Origin of the sequence: Streptomyces aurantiacus JA 4570 (genome assembly GCF_000414115.1) — a bacterium.
Lineage (GTDB): Bacteria > Actinomycetota > Actinomycetes > Streptomycetales > Streptomycetaceae > Streptomyces > Streptomyces aurantiacus_A.
Window position 1 is genome coordinate 1 of record NZ_AOPZ01000124.1, and the last position, 18,885, is coordinate 18,885.

General features: G+C 72.1%; 10 protein-coding genes. 1 reads left to right on the forward strand and 9 read right to left on the reverse strand.

The genetic code is table 11. From position 1 onward, the window contains the following. Positions 1-1,511: amino acid adenylation domain-containing protein (locus tag STRAU_RS14500; protein ID WP_158692073.1), on the reverse strand; the 1,511-nt coding region annotated here is incomplete at its 3' end. A gap of 754 nt (positions 1,512-2,265) precedes the next feature. Between STRAU_RS14500 and STRAU_RS14505 the strand changes: the two genes are divergently transcribed. Beyond that, positions 2,266-3,249, forward strand: coding sequence for a LysR family transcriptional regulator (locus STRAU_RS14505; RefSeq protein WP_078621210.1), 984 nt, complete (start codon positions 2,266-2,268; stop codon positions 3,247-3,249). A gap of 123 nt (positions 3,250-3,372) precedes the next feature. Here STRAU_RS14505 and STRAU_RS14510 read toward each other — a convergent pair whose 3' ends face one another. The 8 genes from STRAU_RS14510 to STRAU_RS14545 all read right to left on the reverse strand — a co-directional run bounded on the left by STRAU_RS14510 (position 3,373) and on the right by STRAU_RS14545 (position 18,869). After that, the gene (locus STRAU_RS14510; protein WP_037659424.1) at positions 3,373-5,937 is read right to left on the reverse strand and encodes an ABC transporter permease; all 2,565 of its coding nucleotides are present in this window, start codon (positions 5,935-5,937) and stop codon (positions 3,373-3,375) included. Next, positions 5,937-6,731 carry an ABC transporter ATP-binding protein gene (locus tag STRAU_RS14515; RefSeq protein ID WP_016641077.1) on the reverse strand — a complete coding sequence of 265 codons (795 nt, stop codon included), beginning with the start codon at positions 6,729-6,731 and terminating at the stop codon, positions 5,937-5,939. Before STRAU_RS14515 ends, STRAU_RS14510 begins: the two co-directional genes overlap by 1 nt. Before the next feature lie 423 nt (positions 6,732-7,154). Then, positions 7,155-8,177, reverse strand: a complete 1,023-nt coding sequence (locus tag STRAU_RS14520; RefSeq protein WP_016641078.1) for a methyltransferase — start codon at positions 8,175-8,177, stop codon at positions 7,155-7,157. Between the two features lie 121 nt (positions 8,178-8,298). Further along, the gene (locus STRAU_RS14525; RefSeq protein WP_016641079.1) at positions 8,299-9,219 is read right to left on the reverse strand and encodes an ATP-binding cassette domain-containing protein; all 921 of its coding nucleotides are present in this window, start codon (positions 9,217-9,219) and stop codon (positions 8,299-8,301) included. Between the two features lie 44 nt (positions 9,220-9,263). Next, the gene (locus STRAU_RS14530) at positions 9,264-9,479 is read right to left on the reverse strand and encodes an MbtH family protein (RefSeq protein ID WP_016641080.1); all 216 of its coding nucleotides are present in this window, start codon (positions 9,477-9,479) and stop codon (positions 9,264-9,266) included. A gap of 45 nt (positions 9,480-9,524) precedes the next feature. Continuing rightward, on the reverse strand, positions 9,525-10,754 hold the full coding sequence (locus STRAU_RS14535) for a cytochrome P450 (protein WP_016641081.1): 1,230 nt from the start codon (positions 10,752-10,754) through the stop codon (positions 9,525-9,527). Between the two features lie 37 nt (positions 10,755-10,791). Beyond that, entirely contained in the window at positions 10,792-11,610 is an 819-nt protein-coding gene (locus STRAU_RS14540; protein WP_052029090.1) for an ABC transporter permease, read from the reverse strand. Continuing rightward, positions 11,607-18,869 carry a non-ribosomal peptide synthetase gene (locus tag STRAU_RS14545; RefSeq protein ID WP_310592244.1) on the reverse strand — a complete coding sequence of 2,421 codons (7,263 nt, stop codon included), beginning with the start codon at positions 18,867-18,869 and terminating at the stop codon, positions 11,607-11,609. Before STRAU_RS14545 ends, STRAU_RS14540 begins: the two co-directional genes overlap by 4 nt. Positions 18,870-18,885: the final 16 nt, after the last annotated feature.

The window sequence follows — 18,885 nt, forward strand, 5'->3', positions numbered from 1 at the left end:
GAGCCGCCGGCCGTCGCCCCCGCGCCGTGGGCGCGGCGCGCCAGGGCGCCGCGGTCGAGTTTGCCGCTCAGCGTGAAGGGCAGCGCGGAGACCAGCTCCACACTCACCGGCACCATGTGCGGCGGCAGCAGCCCACCGAGATGCCCGCGCAGGTCCCGAACGTCCGGCACGACCGCGCTCGCCGGCACCACGAAAGCGGCCAGGACCTGCTGTCCCATGCCGTCGCGGACCGGCGCGACCCCGGCCTGGGCCACCGCCGGATGCAGGCACAGCGCGGCCTCGACCTCGGCCGGCTCCACGCGGTGACCACGGATCTTGAGCTGCTGGTCGAGCCGCCCCAGGAATTCCACCGCCCCGTCACCGCAGCGGCGCACCCGATCGCCCGTCCGGTAGGCCCGTGTCCCGTCCGCCAGGACAGCGAAGCGTTCCCCGCTCTGCTCCGGCGAGCGCCAGTACCCCCGTGCCAGCCCGGCGCCCGAGATCAGCAGCTCGCCCGTCGCGCCGTCCGGGACCGGCTCGAGCCGGTCATCGACCACTTGGATCTGCGTGGCGCGGATGGGGTGGCCGATGGGCACCGTCGCTCCTTGACGCCGCGCCGCCTCGGCCGGCCCCACCTCGTAGGTGAGCGAACCGATCGTGGTCTCGCTCGGCCCGTAGTGGTTGATGACGCGGCACCGGCCCCGGGAGCGGACCGTGTCGACGAGTTCCCAGGGCAGTGCCTCCCCGCCGAGCAACAGCGCCTCGCGCGGCAGCACACCGGCGTCCCCGAAGCTCAGCAGTGCCGTGAGGTGCGACGGCGTGATCTTCAGGTAGTCCAGGGCCTCGGTGCGGCAGTAGTGCGCGAAGCTCACCGGATCGAGAACCACCGCGGCCGGGACGAGATGGACGCAGCCGCCGGAGACCAGCGCCGGGAACACCGCGGTGTTCCCGAGATCGGTGGCCAGGCTCGTCACGCTGGCGAACGTCCGTGGCTGGTCCGCGCAGTCCAGCAGCGACACCATGTGGAGCGCGTAGTTGGTGAGGGCGCCGTGGGTCACCGCCACGCCCTTGGGGGCACCCGTCGACCCCGATGTGTACACGAGACAGGCGAGATCCGCCGGCCCGGCGGGCCGGGGGTCGCCCGCCGGTGCCGGCGGCAGCTCGTCGAGTGGGATCGTCGTCCCCGTGAATCCCGGCTGCGCCTGGTCGGTGAGCAGGATGCGGGCACCGGAATCCGCCAGCTGCCCCGTCAGCCTGCTGTCGGGCTGCCCCACGTCCAGGCAGACATACGGTGCGCCGGAGCGCAGCACGCCCAGCAGCGCGACCAGCTGTCCGGTCCCGCGTGCGGCCACCACCGCCACCGGTTCGTCCGTCGTCGCTCCATGGGCGGCGAGCACCTGCGCGATGCGCAAGGTCGCGCGGTCCAGCTCCGCATACGTCAGACGCCCTCCGTCACCGACCAGCGCGGGGCGGTCCGGCCACCGGGCGGCCTGCTGCCGGAACAGCTCCATCATCGTGTGTTCAACGGGCATGAAGACACTCCGCGGTGTGGAACCTGGAAGTTCCACGGGTCATGGGCAGTGAACCTACAGAATTCCGCACTGTGCGGACGTATATCCGAATCGTGCGGCCACGCGGCTATCGATCCATGAATTCCCATACCGCGAAATACGCATGGATCCACGTGGATTCGCAAGCCGAGCGTAGGCGCGCGGAGCGTGCCGGGACAGAACTTTCAGCCGTCGATGAAAGTCCCGGCGGGACGGGGAACCGGGCGACGCGGGGCAGGGTCACCGGAGGTCTCCCCGCGGGAACAGGACCGTTTCGGCGTCGCGGAGTTGATGCCCCATCAGCAGTCGTCAGGGCGGCCGCGCATGCCGCGCCGTGTGACGCCCCCGGCGGACGGCACCGGCTGAGCTTCCTCGCGGGTCACCGATCCGGGCGGCTGTCTCCGCCGCAGCCGTTTTTTTCCGGTCGACGCGGTGGTCGCTGCGCTGACCAGCAACCTTGCCGGGACGGGCCGCACTTGGCCGCTTCTTTGCGAACGCGACGCTCTTGAAAAGAGAAGCATCGTTATTATCATTGTGCGGGTCTCTTGAGGAGCGTACGGCGTATTGCACGGGGGGTGCAGTGACGGTGAGCCGCGCCCTTCAGTCATGGTCGCCGAACAGACCCCGCCCACCCCCGATCCGGTGGATGCCGCCGCTGCCCGCGCCGGGAGGCGCTGGTCAGCGCGTCGCTTGTCTCTGCATCAGCATGACGGCCACCATGAGGAAGGTACGGGGCGTGGAGATAGAGGTTCGGCATGCCAGGATCGTTGAAAGCATCCACACGACAGGGAGTCTGTCGAAAGCGGCGATGGAAGTCGGGATTCCGCAACCGAGCCTATCGGCTCAATTGCGCAGAATCGAAAAAGCTGTAGGCGGAAGCCTGTTCATCCGTTCGCCGAGCGGCGTGAGTCCCACACCGCTCGGAGAACGTGTCATTCCCATGCTCGCGGTGCTGGCGGAACAGGCCGATGCCATCATCGCCGAGGCGGCCGTGGACACGTCCGGCACCCTGAGGTTCGGCATCGAGGAATGGACGCCGCCGACCCTGCGCGGGGCACTGCGTGCACTGTTTCCCAAAGTCGACGTGCGCACGGAGACCATTCTCTCGGCGGACGCCGTCGCCACGGTGCAACGCCGCACACTCGACGCCGCGTTGGTGTCGAGCATGGGCTCGGTCGTCCCGGTCGAGCTCTCCGACGGCGATCTCTCCCAGGCCATGATCGTTCGCGATCCGGTCTGGGTGGCGCTGCCCGCACGGCACCCCCTGGCCGGCCACAGTGTCCTGGAGGCCGCGCAGTTGGACGGCCTGTCCTGGATCGGCTATGCCCGGAGCCACTGGTTCTCTCCCGTGGAGCGCTACCTGCTCAACGGCATGGGCCAGCGCGATCGCCGCGTCTGCCATTACGCAGGGGGATATCACGAGGCCATGAGCTGGGTGCGGCAGATGGGCGCAGCCGCCCTCACCCCGCTCACCGGCGCCACGTCCGACGTGCGCGTCGTGCCCCTGGCCGACACCCAGTACACGGAACTGACGCTGGTGTGGCACAAGGACGCCATGAGCAGCGGCATCGCACGCCGCCTGGTGGAGATGATCCGCCGTTACTACCACCAGTACGCACGCTCCTTTCCGAGCTACCGATCGTGGCTGGGCGACTTGACCGACGGATCGCCGGAAGTCCCCTCACGCATGGTGTTACTGGACAGTCCACGCGCTTCTTGAGCAAGGGCCTCGCGGCGGCAGGGCGGGGGATTGCCTGCCGCCGCGAGGCGGTGCCGCGGCCTCCGGGAAGTTCCGGGGGCCGCCGTAGGGGGCAGGCCGGGCGGGGGGCCCTGCCTGCCGTGGTCAGGGAGCGACTGTGGCCTCCACGGGTTTCGCGCGCAGCGCGAGCGTCGTGGGAAGCAGGATCGACACGAACGTCAGCGCCACCGCGGACGCGACGATCGTCATGTAGACCCATCCGGGCCCGCTGGGCAGCACATTCCCGTCCAGGGCCACTCCGAAGGGGATCAGTGAGCCGGCGGCGACGCCGGTGCCGAGCACGATCCCGACCAGCGCGGTCACCAGGGCCTCGACGGACATCATCCACAGCACCTGGCGGCCGGTGGAGCCGATCAGCCGCTGCAGCGCGAACTCGCTGCGCCGCTCGGCGGTCGCCACGATCAGGGCGTTGACCAGCGCGATCACCGCATAGCCGACCACCACGGCGGCCAGCAGGTAGCTCGCCACCCGGCCGCTCTTGTCGCTCTCTGCGTGCGCCGCTTTCGCTTCGGAGCGGTTGGCGACGAAGGCTCCGGGCACCTCGCCGGTCTGCTTCTGCAGCGCCGCCCTCAGGTCCTGGGACGACACCCCCGGCTTGGCCTTCACCAGGATCTGGGACAGTTTGCCGTCCGTGGTGTGGGGCAGCAGCGCGGCCGCGGGCACCATCGCGTAGTCGAACCCGCGCGGCGGGTCGAACGTCCCGACCACCGTCATCGAGCTCGCCTCGCCGTTGCCCCAGCGCAGCCGTACCCGGTCGCCGACCTTCTTGTCCTGGTCGCGCAGTATGTGGTCGGGCAGCACGATGCTGTTCCCGGTCAGTTTCCCGAAGTCGCCCTGCACCGCACGGTGCGCCATGGTCTGCCGTGCGCCGGACCCCGTGACTCCCTGCAGGTCGATCTTGTTCGGCCTGACCTTGGGCTCCGTCTTGGTGCCGTTGTCGTTCTTGCCCGGCTCCAGCACGGTCTCCAGGCTTCCTTCGCTGGCTGCCGACGCGGATGCCCCCTCGACCTGCGGCAGCCGGGAGAGGGTGTCCACCAGCGAGGGCGGGAGCGCGCCGTCCTGCGTGGCGACAATCGCGTCCGCCTTCAGGTTCTTGGCGAACACCCGGTTGCTGGCGTCGTCCTGACTGGTCTGCAGGTAGATCAGCGCCGTGGCCAGGCCGGTCGCCAGCATGATCGGGGTGACCGCCGAGGCAAGGCGGACCCGGCGCACGGACGCGTTCAGCATCGCCAGCTGGCCCGAAAGGCCCGTGAACCAGCCGACCGGCCACCGCAGCAGCGCCGCGAGCCAGCGGCACAGGGCCGGGGACACCAGGGCGATCCCCACGGCCCACAGCATCGCGGCCGGCGCGGACGTGCTTGCCGCGGTCGGCCCGCTCATCACCGTCGCCGTCACGATCGCCAGCGCGCTCGCACCGCCGAGGAACAAGAACGCCAGGATCATGCGGATCGGGCTGACCCAGCGGGTCTGCAGCGTGGCCTCCGCCATCGCCTCGGTCGGCCGGACCCTCGACACCCGGCGGGAGGCGATGAACGCCGCGGCCAGCGCCGCGAACAGCGTGGCGCCGAACCCGGCGAGCCGCGGGATCAAGCCCTGACTGAAGATCATCTCCCTGGGGATCAGGTCCTCGTCGACCAGGACGTCGTACATGAAGCGGCCGAACGCCTGCCCCGGGACGATGGACAGGCCGCCCGCGACCACCGCCGCCAGCGCCGTCTCCGCCATCACCATGCGGCGCAGCTGGCCCGGCGTGACCCCGGTCGTGCGCAGCAGCGCCATCTCCCGGCGGCGCTGCTGCACCAGCATGCCCACGGTGCTGCCCACCACGAAGATCGCGACCATGGTGGACAGGCCGCCGAAGGCGCCCGAGACCGGAATCAGGTTCTGCTTGCCGCTGATCGCGGCCGGGAACTCGGCGACGCCCCGGTCGTTGCCGTGGAGCGCCTGGGCACCGTGGTCGGAGACGGCGTCACCGACGGCGTCGGCGAGCCGCGCCGGGTCGGTGCCCGCGGTGGCGAGCACCCCGATGTCGTCGATCTTCCCGGGCCGGTCGTAGAGCCGGGTGGCCTCGGCGTCGGTGAACAGCAGCGCGGCCCGGGTGGTGTGGCGGCTCTCGGCGATGCCGCTGACGCGGAAGACGTGCGGGACGCCGCGCACCGACGCCTTCAGCCGTGCGCCCGGCCGCACTCCGGTCTTCTTCGCGGTGGCACGGTCCACCACCACGTCACCGGACGCGGCCGGCTTGGCGCCTGCCACCAGCTTGTACGGCGAGAGCGCCGCGCTGGACCAGCTGTGCCCGAACGCTTCGGCCGGCCGGCCGGCCAGTGCGGTGATCGGCACCGACACGTCCGGCACCGCCTTGGCCACACCGGGCACCTTGGCCACGGCGTCCACCAGCTTCTCGTCCAGCAGCACCCGCTCGGTCAACGGATCGTCGTCGTTGCCGACCGGGTTGCCGGGATAGTCCTGGCCGCCGGTCACCACGACGGGCGCCCCGGCCAGCCGCTCGGCCTTGACGTTGGCCCGGATGCCGGTCTCCAGCAGACTGCCGCAGCCCTGGACGACGACGGCGCCGACGAACAGCGCGATCAGCGACGCCAGGAAGCCGCCCTTGCGGAACCGCAAGGTCTTGAGCGCTAGGCGCAGCACTACAGCCCCCGATCCGCGCCCACGGGCCGCTGCGACCGGGCCCACGCACCGAGCTGGGTCATGTGGCTCGCCACCTGCTGGACGGTGGGCCGCTCCAGCTCGGCCTTGACGCGGCCGTCCACCAGGAACACCACGCGGTCCGCGTGGGAGGCGGCCACCGGGTCGTGCGTCACCATCACCGCGGTCTGCTCACCGGAGTCCACCGCCTCGCGCAGCAGTCCCAGGATCTCCAGCGAGGTCTCGGTGTCGAGGGCGCCGGTCGGCTCGTCCCCGAACAGCAGGTCGGGCTGGGTGACCAGGGCGCGGGCGATCGCCACGCGCTGCTGCTGACCACCGGAGAGCTCGCCCGGGCGGTGCTTGCGGCGCTCGGTCAGGCCGGTGCGCTCGATGACCTCCGCCACCAGCCTGCGGTTGGGCCGCTTGCCCGCCAGCCGCAGCGGCAGCGTCACGTTGTCCACCACGGTCAGCGCGGGCAGCAGGTTGAAGCTCTGGAAGATGAACCCGATCCGGTTCCTGCGCAGCTTGGTCAGCGACCGCTCGCGCATCGCCGTCAGGTCCTGGCCGTCCAGGAGCACGCTGCCGGACGTCGGCCGGTCCAGCAGGGCGGCGCAGTGCAGGAAGGTGCTCTTGCCGGAGCCGGAAGGACCCATCACCGCGGTGAACGAGTGGCGCCTGAAGCCGAGCGACACCCCTGCCAGTGCCGCCACGTTGTTGCGCGACCGCCCGTACACCTTGTGGACGTCCTGTAAGCGCAGCAGCTCGTCGGTCCTGGGCGGCTCTCGCCTCGAACTCATCAATGCCTCCTGTTTCTCAGGGTCTTCCGTTGGTTCGAGTCGGCCGCGGTACGCGTGGAAGGGCGAATGAGCTCGAACACGCTGGTGCCGGCGAACGGCCCCGCCCCGCTTCCCGGCATATGTGCGAAGGTGCCGGGACGTCCGGTGGTGAATCCGCCGGAATTTCACGTATGCGCAGGTCATAGCCTGAAATCCCGATGCGGATCGCTACTCTAACGACGCCTTGCACTCCGGAACATGGGGCTACCCCTACCTTCCACCCGGTGGAACGCCCCTGCCTGCGCGTCAGCCGCGCGTCAGCCCTGTGTCAGCCGTTCGTGCCGGGCACCGCCGCACGGGCGGCGGCCCCTTCGCGCCGCACCCCCCGGAGCGCCCGCACGCGGACGCTCCGGGGGGTGCGCTGTCACCGGTGGTGCGGGCGGCTCACTCCTCGACGGGCACGCCCTCGATGGCGTAGAGCTCCGCGCCGCCGCTGAAGTACGGCATGGCCACCGCCTTGTTGAACCGGAAGCCGCTCGCGGAGAACAGCGTCCGCCACTCCTGCTCGGTCCGCTCCTTGCCGCCGTTCATCAGCATCATGGTGAGGTCCAGCATCCGGGCCAGGCCCGGCTCGTTGCCCGCGGGCACGATCCGTTCCAGGATGACCACCCGGCCGCCGGGCCTGATCGCATCCCGCATCCGCCGCAGCACCTTGATGCTCTGCTCGTCGTCCATCGCGTGCAGCACGCAGCTGATCAAGTAGGCGTCGCCCTCGGGGAGTTCGTCGAAGGCGCTGCCCTCGCGCAGTTCGACCCGGTCCTCGACGCCCGCCTCCTTGAAGTGCCGCATGGTGTGGTCGATCCCGGCGGAGATCTCCACGAGCACGCCCTTCATCCCGGGATGCTCGTGCAGCACGGCGGCGAGCATCGAGCCGGTGCCGCCCCCGACGTCGACCACGGTGTCGACGCCGGCGAAGGAGTACGTGCGGGGCAGCGGCAGCTGCTCGCTCCAGGTGGCCGCGCCCATTCCCTTGCGGAAGGCGTTGCCGGTGTCCTCCACCGTGTCCAAGTAGTCCCACAGCGGCATGCCGTACTCGATGTCGAACGCACGCTCGCCGGTGCGCACGGCCTCGGACAGGGCCCCGTAGGCGCGGTAGACCTCCCGGCCGTAGAACAGCACCAGGTCCTTGACCGAGTCCGCGTTGTCGGAGCGCAGAAACTCGGCCACCGGGGTCGTGCCGAACTGCCGGTCGCCCTCCTCACGGAAGTATCCGGCGCCGGCCAGCGCGCGCATCAGCCGGTAGAGCGACTCGGGGTGCGTCCCGGTCCGCTCGGCCAACTCGTCGATGCCGCGCACCCCGTCGGCCACATGGTCGGCCAGGCGCAACTGCGCGGCGCTGTACACGGCTGCGCTCAGCCACCCCGCGTACATGTCCTCACGTACCCGCACACTGCTCACATCGCTCACGGCACATCCTCCGAGTGTCTTGATGGTTCGCCTCGATCAGATGTGATGAGGCAACAGAAAAGGGAATGAAAGATCTGAAAACGCGCAGGCCGGGCCCGGCCGCGGCACGGGGCCGACGGCCTCACCCGTTGTCGGCGGAGCGGCCGACGAGGTTCAGGAACACGTCGTCCAGCGTCGGCCGGCGCAGGACGAAGTCCGCGACGTCCACGCCCGCTTCACGCAGCGCGATCGCGGCCGCACCGACCCCCTGGGCGCCGTCGGTCAGCTGCACCGAGACCCGCCCGGTCTCCTTGTCCACGGTGGGCGGCGCCTGGGCGATCGCGGTGAGCACGGACACCGCGAGGTCGGCGGCACCGGCGGCCTCCTCGGCCCTGGCCGAGGCGACCAGCTGCACCTCGAGGCGGTCCTCACCGACCTTGCGCTTGAGCTCCTCCGGCGTGCCGGCCGCGATGATCCGGCCCGACTCGATCACGACGATGTCGTCGGCCAGCCAGTCCGCCTCGTCCAGGTACTGGGTGGTGAGCAGGACGGTCATGCCGTCCTGCACCAGGCCGCGCACGGTGTTCCACAGAACGATCCGGCTGGCCGGGTCGAGCCCGACCGTCGGCTCGTCCAAAAAGAGCACCTGAGGGGACCCGATCAGGCAACTGGCCAGGTCGAGCCGCCTGCGCATGCCGCCGGAGTAGGTGCCCGCCGGGCGGTCGGCGGCCCCGGTCAGCTCGAACCTGCGCAGCAGCTCGTCCGCGCGCCGGCGCGCACCCCGCCGGCTCAGGTGCAGCAGCCGGCCGAACATCACCAGGTTCTCCCGGCCGGTGAGCAGTTCGTCGACCGCCGCGTACTGCCCGGCAAGACCGATCCGGCTGCGCACCAGCGCGGGCTGGCGGGCCACGTCGAACCCCGCCACTTCGGCCCGGCCGCCGCTCGGCCTCAGGAGCGTGGACAGCACGCGCACGGCGGTCGTCTTGCCGGCCCCGTTGGGACCGAGCAGGCCCAGCACCGTGCCCGCAGCCACATCGAGGTCGATGCCGGCGAGCGCGGTCATCCCGCCATAGCTCCGTGCCAGGCCCTCGGCCCTGATGGCGCACGTCACGGCCGGGCCACACGATCCCGCAGCGATGTGGGCCGCATGTCGCTCCAGTGCTGCTCCACATAGGCCAGGGCCTCGGCCCGCGGGCTCTGCCCCAGCGCCACCCTCCAGCCGTCCGGGACCTCCGCGAACGCCGGCCACAGGGAGTACTGCTCCTCCGCATTGACCAGCACCAGGAAAGCGCCGTTGTCGTCATCAAAAGGATTGCCGCTCATGTCCCCACTCCTCCTGTACGCGCTCTGTACGCGCTGTACGCGGTTTCACCGTTCGGCGGTCAGGGCGACCGGCAGCCCTTGGTAGCCGTAGACGAAGTTCGAATAGAGTCGCCGCGGCTCGCCGCGGAGTTCGATGCCGGCCACCTGGTCGCGCAACGCCTCCAGCACCGCCGACACATGCGCGCGGCCCAGGAACGCGCCGATGCAGAAGTGCGGGCCGTGGCCGAAGGCGACGTGCCGGTTGGGCTTGCGGCCGAGGTCGAACCGGTGCGCGTCCGGGAAGGCGTCCTCGTCGAAGTTCGCCGCGCTGTTCCACAGGGTCACCACGTCGCCGGCACGGATCAGCTCATCGCGCAGCACCACGTCCTCGACGGCGCGGCGGCCGAAATGCATGGCAGGCGTCGTCCAGCGCAGCACCTCCTCGGTGGCGTCGGCGATGCTCACCTCACCGTTCTTCAGAGCCCGCCACTGGTCGGGGTGCTCGATGAACGCGATCAGCGCGCCGATCGAGGACATCCGGCTGGATTCGTCCGCACCGAGCACCAGGCTGTAGCAGTTGAAGATGATCTCGTCCTCGGACAGCGGCTCGCCGTCGACCAGACCGGTGGCCAGCGCGCTGACCACGTCGTCCCCCGGCGACTCGCGGCGCCGGCGGGCCAGCTCGCCGAAGTAGAGCAGGATTTCGTTGCGCGCCAGCCACTCGTCCAGCTGGGAGTCGCCCTCGTCGTAACGGGACAAGGTGCGGTTGTTCCAGTCGACCAGTTTCCCGCGGTCGGCGACCGGGATGTCCATCAGGTCGCCGATCGTGTTGATCGGGATGTGGTCCGCGACATCGGTGGCGAAGTCCGCCTCCGGCCGCGCCACCACCTCTGCGATCAGCTGCCGGGTACGCCTGCGCACCAGCTGGCCGACGTGCTCGAGGACGCGCGGCGAGAAGGACTTCTGCATCAGCTTGCGGGTCTCGCGGTGGCGCACGCCGTCCGTGACGGCGAGCATCTTGCCGCCCGCGGAGTCGCCTCCCTGCAGCAGGGTCGACAGCACGTTGCCCTGCTCCGAGGTGAAGCGCTTGTTGTCCTTGTAGACCGCCAGCACGTCCTCGTAGCGCGATACGGCCCAGAATCCGGGCCGGTCCTCCGCGGGCGGGTTCCAGTGGACCGGCGAGGCGGCACGCAGCTCGCGCCACAGCGCCGGCAGGTCGGTGTCGATGAACGTGCGTGGGTCGGCCAGGTCGGGGAAGCGCAGGCCGTCGTGTGCGCGGGCGGGTTGCACCGTCATGATGTCTCTCTCGGCTCCAGAGGTCTCGGATGGTCCTTCAGTGCGCGTCGGCCCGGTAGCGCCGCATGCTGATCGCACCGGCGACCAGCAGGACGGCCGTCAGCGACAGCACGGCGACCAGGACGGAGTGGGTGGCGGCGAACCCGGAGACGTGCTGCGGGTTGTCCCACAGCTGACGCACCACCGTGACCACGGCACTGACCGGGTTCCACTCGGCGATCGGGCGCACCAGCGCGGGCATCTTCTCCGAAGAGATGAAACCGGTGGACAGGAACGAGAACAGCACCGCGATGAGACCGCCGATCGAACTGATCGTCTCCGGATTGCGCCAGAGCAGCCCGAGCATGATGCCGACCCACACCATCGCGTACACGAACGCTGCCGCCACCGCGAACCCCGCGAGCACCGACAGCGGATCGCCGTGCGGACGCCAGCCCAGGGCCAGGCCGACGACGGTGACCACCGCCATGCCGAACAGCCCCGTCACCAGGTCGCCGATCGAGTGGCCGATCAGCACGGTGGCCTTGGAGATCGGCAGCGAGCGCAGCCGGTCCACCAGACCGCTGCGCAGATCCAGCGCGACGGCCATCGCCGTGGGCGTGATGCCGGCCAGACCCACCTGCATCAGCCCTCCCGCGAAGATGTACTCGCTGTAGTCGGAGCCGCCGGGCACCTCCACCGACGCGCCGAGCAGATAGCCGAACGCCACCAGCACGATGATCGGGTTCATGATGATCCCGACCAGCCCGCCGGGCGCGCGGCGCAGTCTGCGCAGCCGCCGGGCCGCCACCGTCTCGATCTCGATCAGGGCCGAGGCCAGCGCACCTGCCCCGACTCCCGCCACTTGCGTGGTCATCCCGCACCACCCTTCCTCTGCGGCTGCGAGGCGTCCTTCAACAGCCGGTTGACCACGGCGGCGAGCCAGGCCTGCGGAGCCGGGTGCATGAGGTGCTCGTGCCCCACGTCCACGGCGTGTTCGGTGAGCTGCGCGACATGGGGCCGCCAGCGGTCGGCCAGGGCCGCCCGCTCCGCCTCGGTGCGCTCGGCGGTGGCGATCACCAGGTGCAGCTCGCCGTCGTAGTGCTGCGGCTCGAACTGCCGCAGCAGCGCCCCGTGCCGGTCGGACAGCGCCATGATCCGCAGCACTGTGTCCTCGCCGAGCGCCAGCAGCGGATGCTTCTCCCCGCGCAGCTCGTCCAGCACGTCGTGCGGGGTCAGGGTGCGTTCTTCGAACCGGGCCCGGTCGTGCCCGAGCACCTCAAGGACGTTCACCAGCATGTCGGACTCCGACTGCCGCGCCGCCGCCCGGTCGGGCTCGGGGTAGCCGTCCAGATTCATCAGCAGCGCGACCCGTTCCCCCGACCGCCGCAGCCGGGCGGCGAGCTCCTGCACCACCAGGCCGCCGAACGACCAGCCCAGCAGGTGGTAGGGGCCCTCGGGCTGGATCTCCCGGATGCGGGCGAGATACTCCTCGGCCAGCTCGCCCATGCTCTGGGGCAGTTGCGCCGCACCGGACAGCGCGGGCGACTGCAGGCCGTAGACCGGGTGCCCCGGCTCCAGGTGCTGGGCCAGGCCGACATAGGGCAGTGCGAACCCGACGCCGCTGTGCACGAAGAACAGCGGGGCACGGTCGCCGTCCGGCCGGATCGGCAGCACCGGGGCGACCGGATCGAGTTCCCCGGCCCCCTCGATGACGCGGCTCATCGCCTCGCCGCGCCAGGCCGCGGCCTGCTCCGCCGACTGCCGCTCGTCCGCGAGCGCGGCCAGTCCCGCGACCGTGCGATGGGTGAACAGGTCGGCGATGTCCAGACGCAGGCCCGCCGCCACGGCGCGGCCGATCAGCCCGGGGGCGAGCAGCGAGTGCCCGCCGACGTCGAAGAAGTCGTCCAGCACGCCGACCTCGTCCAGGCCGAGCACATCCGCGAACGCGCCGCACAGCAGTTCCTCCGCCACGGTCCCCGGCGGGCGCCGGTCGCGGACCGCCGCGTCCGGCGTCGGCAGCGCCGCCCGGTCCACCTTGCCGTTGGGGGTCAGCGGCCACGCGTCCAGCACGGCCAGCGCGGACGGTCGCAGATAGTCCGGCAGCCATGCGGCGAGCTGCGCGCGCAGCTGTTCCGGCACCGGTTCGGCACCCGCATCGGGCACCACGTAGCCCAGCAGCCGCGCCCGTTCGCCGTCGACGCGCACCAGGGCGTCCTGGACCCCGGGAAGCGCCCGCAGCGCGGCCTCGACCTCGCCGAGCTCGATCCGGAAGCCGCGGATCTTGACCTGGTGGTCGATGCGGCCGACGTACTCGAGCCGGCCGTCGTGGCCCCAGCGGACCAGGTCGCCGGTGCGGTACATCCGCTCGCCCGCCGGGCCGAAGGGGTCGGCCACGAAGCGGTCCGCGGTCAGAGCGGGCCGGCCGTGGTAGCCGCGCGCCAGCCCGTCGCCGGCGAGGTACAGCTCGCCCAGCACCCGGTCCGGCACCGGACGCAGCATGGAATCCAGCACGTACGCGCGGGTGTTCGCGATCGGCAGGCCGATCGCGGGCGCCCCGGCCCGCTCGGGGTCCACCGCGCACGACGTGGACCAGATCGTGGTCTCGGTCGGGCCGTAGACGTTGAGCACCGAGCCGGCCGCCGCGGCCAGATCCGCCGCCAGGGCCTCGTCGATCGCCTCCCCGCCCGTGAGCACCCGTAGTCCGCGCAGCGCGGCGGCGTCCGCGTCCAGCAGCGCCCGCCACAGACTCGGCGTCGCCTGCATGACATCGATCCGCTCAGCCGCGATCAACGCCGCGAGGGCCTGCGCGTCGCGCACCGCCGCCCGGTCCGCGAGCACGAGCTCGCCGCCCGCGAACAGCGGGGCGAACAGCTCCAGGTTGGCGATGTCGAAACCGAACGTGGTGGTCGCAAGGAAGCGCTCCTCCTCCGCCAGGGCCAGCCTGCCGCGCATGTCGGCCAGGAGATTGCGCAGGGCGCCGTGCGGCACGGTGACGCCCTTGGGGCGGCCGGTCGAGCCGGACGTGTAGATCACGTACGCCGCGTGGCCGGGCAGCAGCCCGGCCGGCTCCGCGGGAGCCGGCCCCGCGGCCTCGTCCGCCCCGGCCGGCTCGTCCACCAGCAGGCGCGGCACGTCCGTGTCCGGCAGCCCGGCCGAGGTCGCCGCGTCGGTGATCACCAGCAGCGGCCCCGCGTCCTTGAGCATGTAGCGGATGCGGTCGCCCGGATGGTCGGGGTCCAGGGGCAGGTACGCCGCTCCGGCGCGGGCCACCGCGAGCGCGGCGACCACCAGCTCCGGCACGCGCGGCAGCGCGATGCCGATCACCGTGTCCGGTGCTGCGCCCCGCGCCAGGAGCGCGGCCGCCAGCCGGCCGACCCGCTCATCCAGCTCCCGGTAGGTGAGCGCGCGGGCACCGCAGCGCAGGGCGACGCGGTCCGGGGCCCGGCGCACCGACTCGGCGAACAGGCCCGGCACCAGGGCCTGCGGCACGGCCACCGCGGTGTCGTTGCGGTGCACCACGATGCGCTCGAGCTCACCCGGTGCGAGCACCGTCACCGCGCTCAGCGGCTCGTGCGGCCGTTCGGCGACCGCGCGCAGCAGCCGGATCAGCCGCTCGCCCAGCCGCTCGGCCGAGGCCCGGGTGAACAGATCCGAGCTGAACACCAGAGCACCGAGGATCCCGTCCGGCGCGCCCTCGGCCCGCCGCTCCAGCAGGTCGAAGGCAAGGTCGGCCTTGGGCCGCATGTTGTACAGCGGCTCCTCGCGGCAGTCCAGGCCCGCGAGCGCCAGCGGCGGCGTGCCGTCGTCCGCGGTGAACTGCACCAGCACCTGGAACAGCGGATGGCGGGCCAGCGACCGGACCGGGTTGAGGTCCTCCACGAGGTACTCGAACGGCACGTCCTGGCGGGCGTACGCGGCCAGGTCGAACTCCCGGACCCGGCCCAGCAGGTCCACGAAGCTGGGGTCGCCGCTGGTGTCGGTGCGCAGCACGAGCGTGTTCACGAAGAACCCGACCATGTCGTGCAGGCCCTCGTCGTCGCGGCCGGTGACCGTGCTGCCCAGCGGGATGTCCGTGCCGGCCCCCAGTTTGGTGAGCAGGGCGGCGACGGCGGCCTGGACGACCATGAACAGGGTGCTGTTGTGCTCCTGGGCCAGCTGGGCCAGCGCCCGGTGCAGGTCGGCGTCCAGGGCGAAGCGGACCGTTTCGCCGGTGTGGCTGCTGACGGCGGGCCGGACGAAGTCGCGCGGCAGTTCCAGTTCGTCCGGCAGGCCGGCGAGCACCTCGCGCCATTCGGCCAACTGCTCCGACAGCGGCCCCTCGACGTCCCGCTCGGAGCCGAACAGATCGCGCTGCCACACCGCGAAGTCCGTGTACTGCAGGGCCTGCGGCGCCCAGCCGGGCGCCCGGCCCGCCAGCCGCGCGGCGTACGCCTCGGCGAACTGCCGCAGCAGCGGGCCGGTCGACACCCCGTCCACCGCGATGTGGTGGAACACCAGCAACGACACCGACTCGCCGTCGTCCAGCCGGTAGAGGTGGGCCCGCACCGGGCACTCGGTCTCCAGGTCGAAGCCGCGGTCCACCTCGCGTGCCAGCTCGGCCGCGAGATCCGCGCCGGGCACGTCCACGACCCGCAGCCGCGGCCGGAAGTCCGCCCGGGGCTCCTGGTGCGGCACGCCGTCGGCGTCCTGGGGGAAGACCGTGTGCAGCACCTGGTGGCGGGCCACGACATCACCGAGCGCCGCCTCGAACGCCGCCACGTCCGGCACGCCCGCATAGCGCATCGCGATGGGCACGTTGTAGGTGCCGGTGCCGCCCTCGGCCATGTGGTTGAGGAACCACAGCCTGCGCTGCGCGAACGACAGCGGCCAGTGCTCGCCCTCGGCGAGCGGGCCGGCGGGCCGCAGCGGTGGCCGGTCCGCCTGCTCCGCCTGCGGCAGCATCGCGGCCAGCGCGGCCGGGGTGCGCGCCTCGAACAGCGCGCGCACCGGCAGCTCGACGCCCAGCTCGGCGCGCACCCGGCCCAGCGCGAAGATCGCGAGCAGCGAGTGCCCGCCCAGCTCGAAGAAGTCGTCGTCGACCCCCACGGGCCCATGGCCGAGCACGTCCGCGAACACGGTGCACACCAGGCGCTCCGCCGCGGTACGCGGCTCACGGCCCGGCGTGGACGTGCCCGGCTCGATCGACGCCAGCGCCGCGCGGTCCACCGTGCCGGCGGCCGTCAGCGGCAGCTCGTCCAGGACCAGCACCGCCGACGGCAGCATGTAGTCGGGCAGCACCGCGGAGAGATCGGAGCCCAGGACGGCGGTGTCCGGCACCTGCGTGCCCGGGACGGGCACGACGTGGGCGGACAGCCAGGCGGCATCGTCCTGCCCGTCCACGCGCGCCGCGGCCTGGCTGACGTAGGGCAGCGCCCGCAGCGCGGCCTCGACTTCGCCAAGATCGATCCGGAATCCCCTGACCTTGGCCTGCTCCTCGCGCCTGCCCAGGAACTCCAGCTCGCCGTCCGCGCCCCAGCGCACGACATCGCCGGTGCGGTACATGCGGCCGCCGTCCGACGCGGCCGGATCGGCCACGAACGCGGTCGCGGCGGGCGCGGCCGAGCCCAGGTGGCCCACGCCGGCGCCGCTCACGTACAGGTCACCGGGCACGCCCCCGGGAACCGGGCGCAGGTCGGCGCCGAGCACGTGCAGGGTCGTGTTGCGCAGCGGCCTGCCGACCGGCACCCGCCGGCCCGCCGCCAGCGGTGCGCTGATCACGGCGTGCGTGACGTCGCCGGCGCACTCGGCCGGCCCGTAGCAGTTCACGATCGGTATCTGCGGGAACCTGGCCAGCCAGCGGTTGCACAGGTCCGAGCCCACCGCCTCGCCGGCGACCGTCAGCCGGCGCAGCCGGCCGGGATCCACCGCGGTGCCCTCGCTGTCCCACCGGTCGAGCGCGGCCGACAGCAGGCCGGGGACGACCTCGAGCACGGTGACCTCTCCGTCCCGCACGGCCTCGAACAGGGCGTGCGGCTCGCGGGCCGCGTCCCGGTCCGCCACCTGCACCGTGCCGCCGGACAGCAGCGGCGCAAGCAGCTGCCACACCGAGCGGTCGACGATGACCGGCGCGTGGTGCAGGAGCCGGTCCTGCGGGGTCAGGCCCAGTACCTCGGCCTTGGCCAGCAGCTGGTTGACCAGGCCCGCGCGGGCGACCGTGACCGCCCTGGGGCCGGTGGCGGCGGAGGTGAGGACCACATAGGCGGGCGCGTCCGGGGCGTCCGTGTCGGGTGCGAGAGCAGCCGCCGGGTCCACCCCGGCGTCCAGCGCCACCGGCTCGACCCGTAGGCCGTACTGCTCCGCGGCCTCGGCGATCAGCTCGTCGGCCAGAGCGCGGTGGGTCTCGTCGACGATCAGCTGGTCCGCCCCGCTGTCCCGCAGGACGCCGGCGAGAGCGCCCGCACCCGCGGTGACGTCCAGCGGCACGTACACCCGGCCCGCGCCGAGGACGCCCAGCACGGCGGCGATGTGCCCGGCGCCGGGGCCGGCCAGCACCGCCACCCGCTCGCCGCCGGTCAGCCGCCGCGACAGCGCGCTGGCGCGGCCGACCAGTTGGGCGTACGTGGTGACGCCGTCCGGGGCGGACACCGCGACGGCGTCGGGACGGGCCGCGGCGTGTGCCCGGACCCGGGCCACCACGCCTTCGTAGCGCTCCGCGGTGACCGGTCCTGCGCCCAGCTCACCCAGGCGTGCCCGCTCCGCGGCGGGCAGCACGTCCAGCCGGCTCACCCGCGCCTGCGGGTCGGCGACCGCCGCGCTCAGCAGGGCCAGGAACCGGTCGACGGTGCGCTGGGCCGTGCTGCGGGCAAACAGCTCGGTGCGGTACTCCAGGACACCGGTCATCGAGCTCGGTTCGCCGTCGACGAAGCACTCGTCGAGCAGCAGCATCAGGTCGAACTTGGCCCGGCGCAGCGGCACCGGTGTGATCGACCCGAACAGGGCGGCCGCCTGCGCGCCGGTGTCCTGCCGGCTCGTCATCGTCAGCCGGTACTGGAACAGCGGCTGCCGGGTCGCCGACCGGTTCGGGTTGAGCGCCTCGACCAGGTGCTCGAACGGCAGATCCTGGTGGGCGTACGCGGCCAGATCCGTCTCCCGCACCCGGTGCACCAGGTCGGCGAACGTCGGATCGCCGCTGGTGTCGGTCCGCAGCACCAGGGTGTTGACGAAGAACCCGATCAGGTCCTCCAGCGCCTCGTCGTCCCGGCCCGCCACGGAGGTGCCCAGCGGGATGTCGGTGCCGGCGCCGAGCCGGGTGAGCAGCGTCGCGAAGGCGGCCTGGATCACCATGAACAGGCTGGCGTCCAGATCGGCCGCGAGGCGGGTCAGGTCCCGGTGCAGCTGCGCCGGGATCTCGAACGCCAGCTCCTCGCCCTCGTAGCGGGGCACCGCGGGGGGCAGGTAGTCGGTCGCGATGTCCAGGGCCTCCGGGGAGCCTTCCAGCGCCCGGCGCCAGTACTCGAGCTGCTGTGCGGCCACACTGTCCGGATCGTCGGCGTCTCCCAGCAGGTCGCGCTGCCACACGCCGTAGTCCCGGTACTGCACGGGCAGCGGGCTCCAGTCGGGGGCGTGCCCCTCGATCCGCGCCGCGTAGGCGGCGCACAGGTCGCGCACCAGCGGTGTGATCGATGCGCCGTCGAAGGCGATGTGATGGATCACCAGGAGCAGCACGTGCTCACCGTTGTCCACCTCGTACAGCACACAGCGCAGCGGCGGCCCGGTCAGGTCGATCCTGGTGTCCGCCTGGTCCGCGAGCGCCTCGTCCAGATCGCCGGCCGCGACGGTCACGACCGTGACCGGCAGGTCCGGCTGCGGGTCCAGGACCCGCTGGACGGCGACCCCGTCCTGCTCCGCGTACACGGTGCGCAGCACCTCGTGCCGCGCGCTCACGTCGGCGAGCGCGGCGCGCAGGGCGGGCTCGTCGCCCGCCTGCGAGAGCCGGATGGCGATTGGCACGTTGTACATGCCGGCGGCCTCTGCCTCCTGCAGCCGGTCCAAGAACCACAGTCGCTGCTGAGCGAAGGACAGCTCGTGCCGCCGCTCGTCGCCGGACGCGGGCCGCAGCGGCGGGCGCGCCGCCGCCGCGCCGCCGATCGCCAGCGCGAGGCCCGCGACC

What these genes read in the sequence shown, in the direction of transcription:
- STRAU_RS14525 (WP_016641079.1), bottom strand. Translation starts at nt 9,219, where the DNA reads ATGACCGCGCTCGCCGGCATCGACCTCGATGTGGCTGCGGGCACGGTG.
- STRAU_RS14515 (WP_016641077.1), bottom strand. Translation starts at nt 6,731, where the DNA reads ATGAGTTCGAGGCGAGAGCCGCCCAGGACCGACGAGCTGCTGCGCTTA.
- STRAU_RS14535 (WP_016641081.1), bottom strand. Translation starts at nt 10,754, where the DNA reads ATGACGGTGCAACCCGCCCGCGCACACGACGGCCTGCGCTTCCCCGAC.
- STRAU_RS14540 (WP_052029090.1), bottom strand. Translation starts at nt 11,610, where the DNA reads ATGACCACGCAAGTGGCGGGAGTCGGGGCAGGTGCGCTGGCCTCGGCC.
- STRAU_RS14530 (WP_016641080.1), bottom strand. Translation starts at nt 9,479, where the DNA reads ATGAGCGGCAATCCTTTTGATGACGACAACGGCGCTTTCCTGGTGCTG.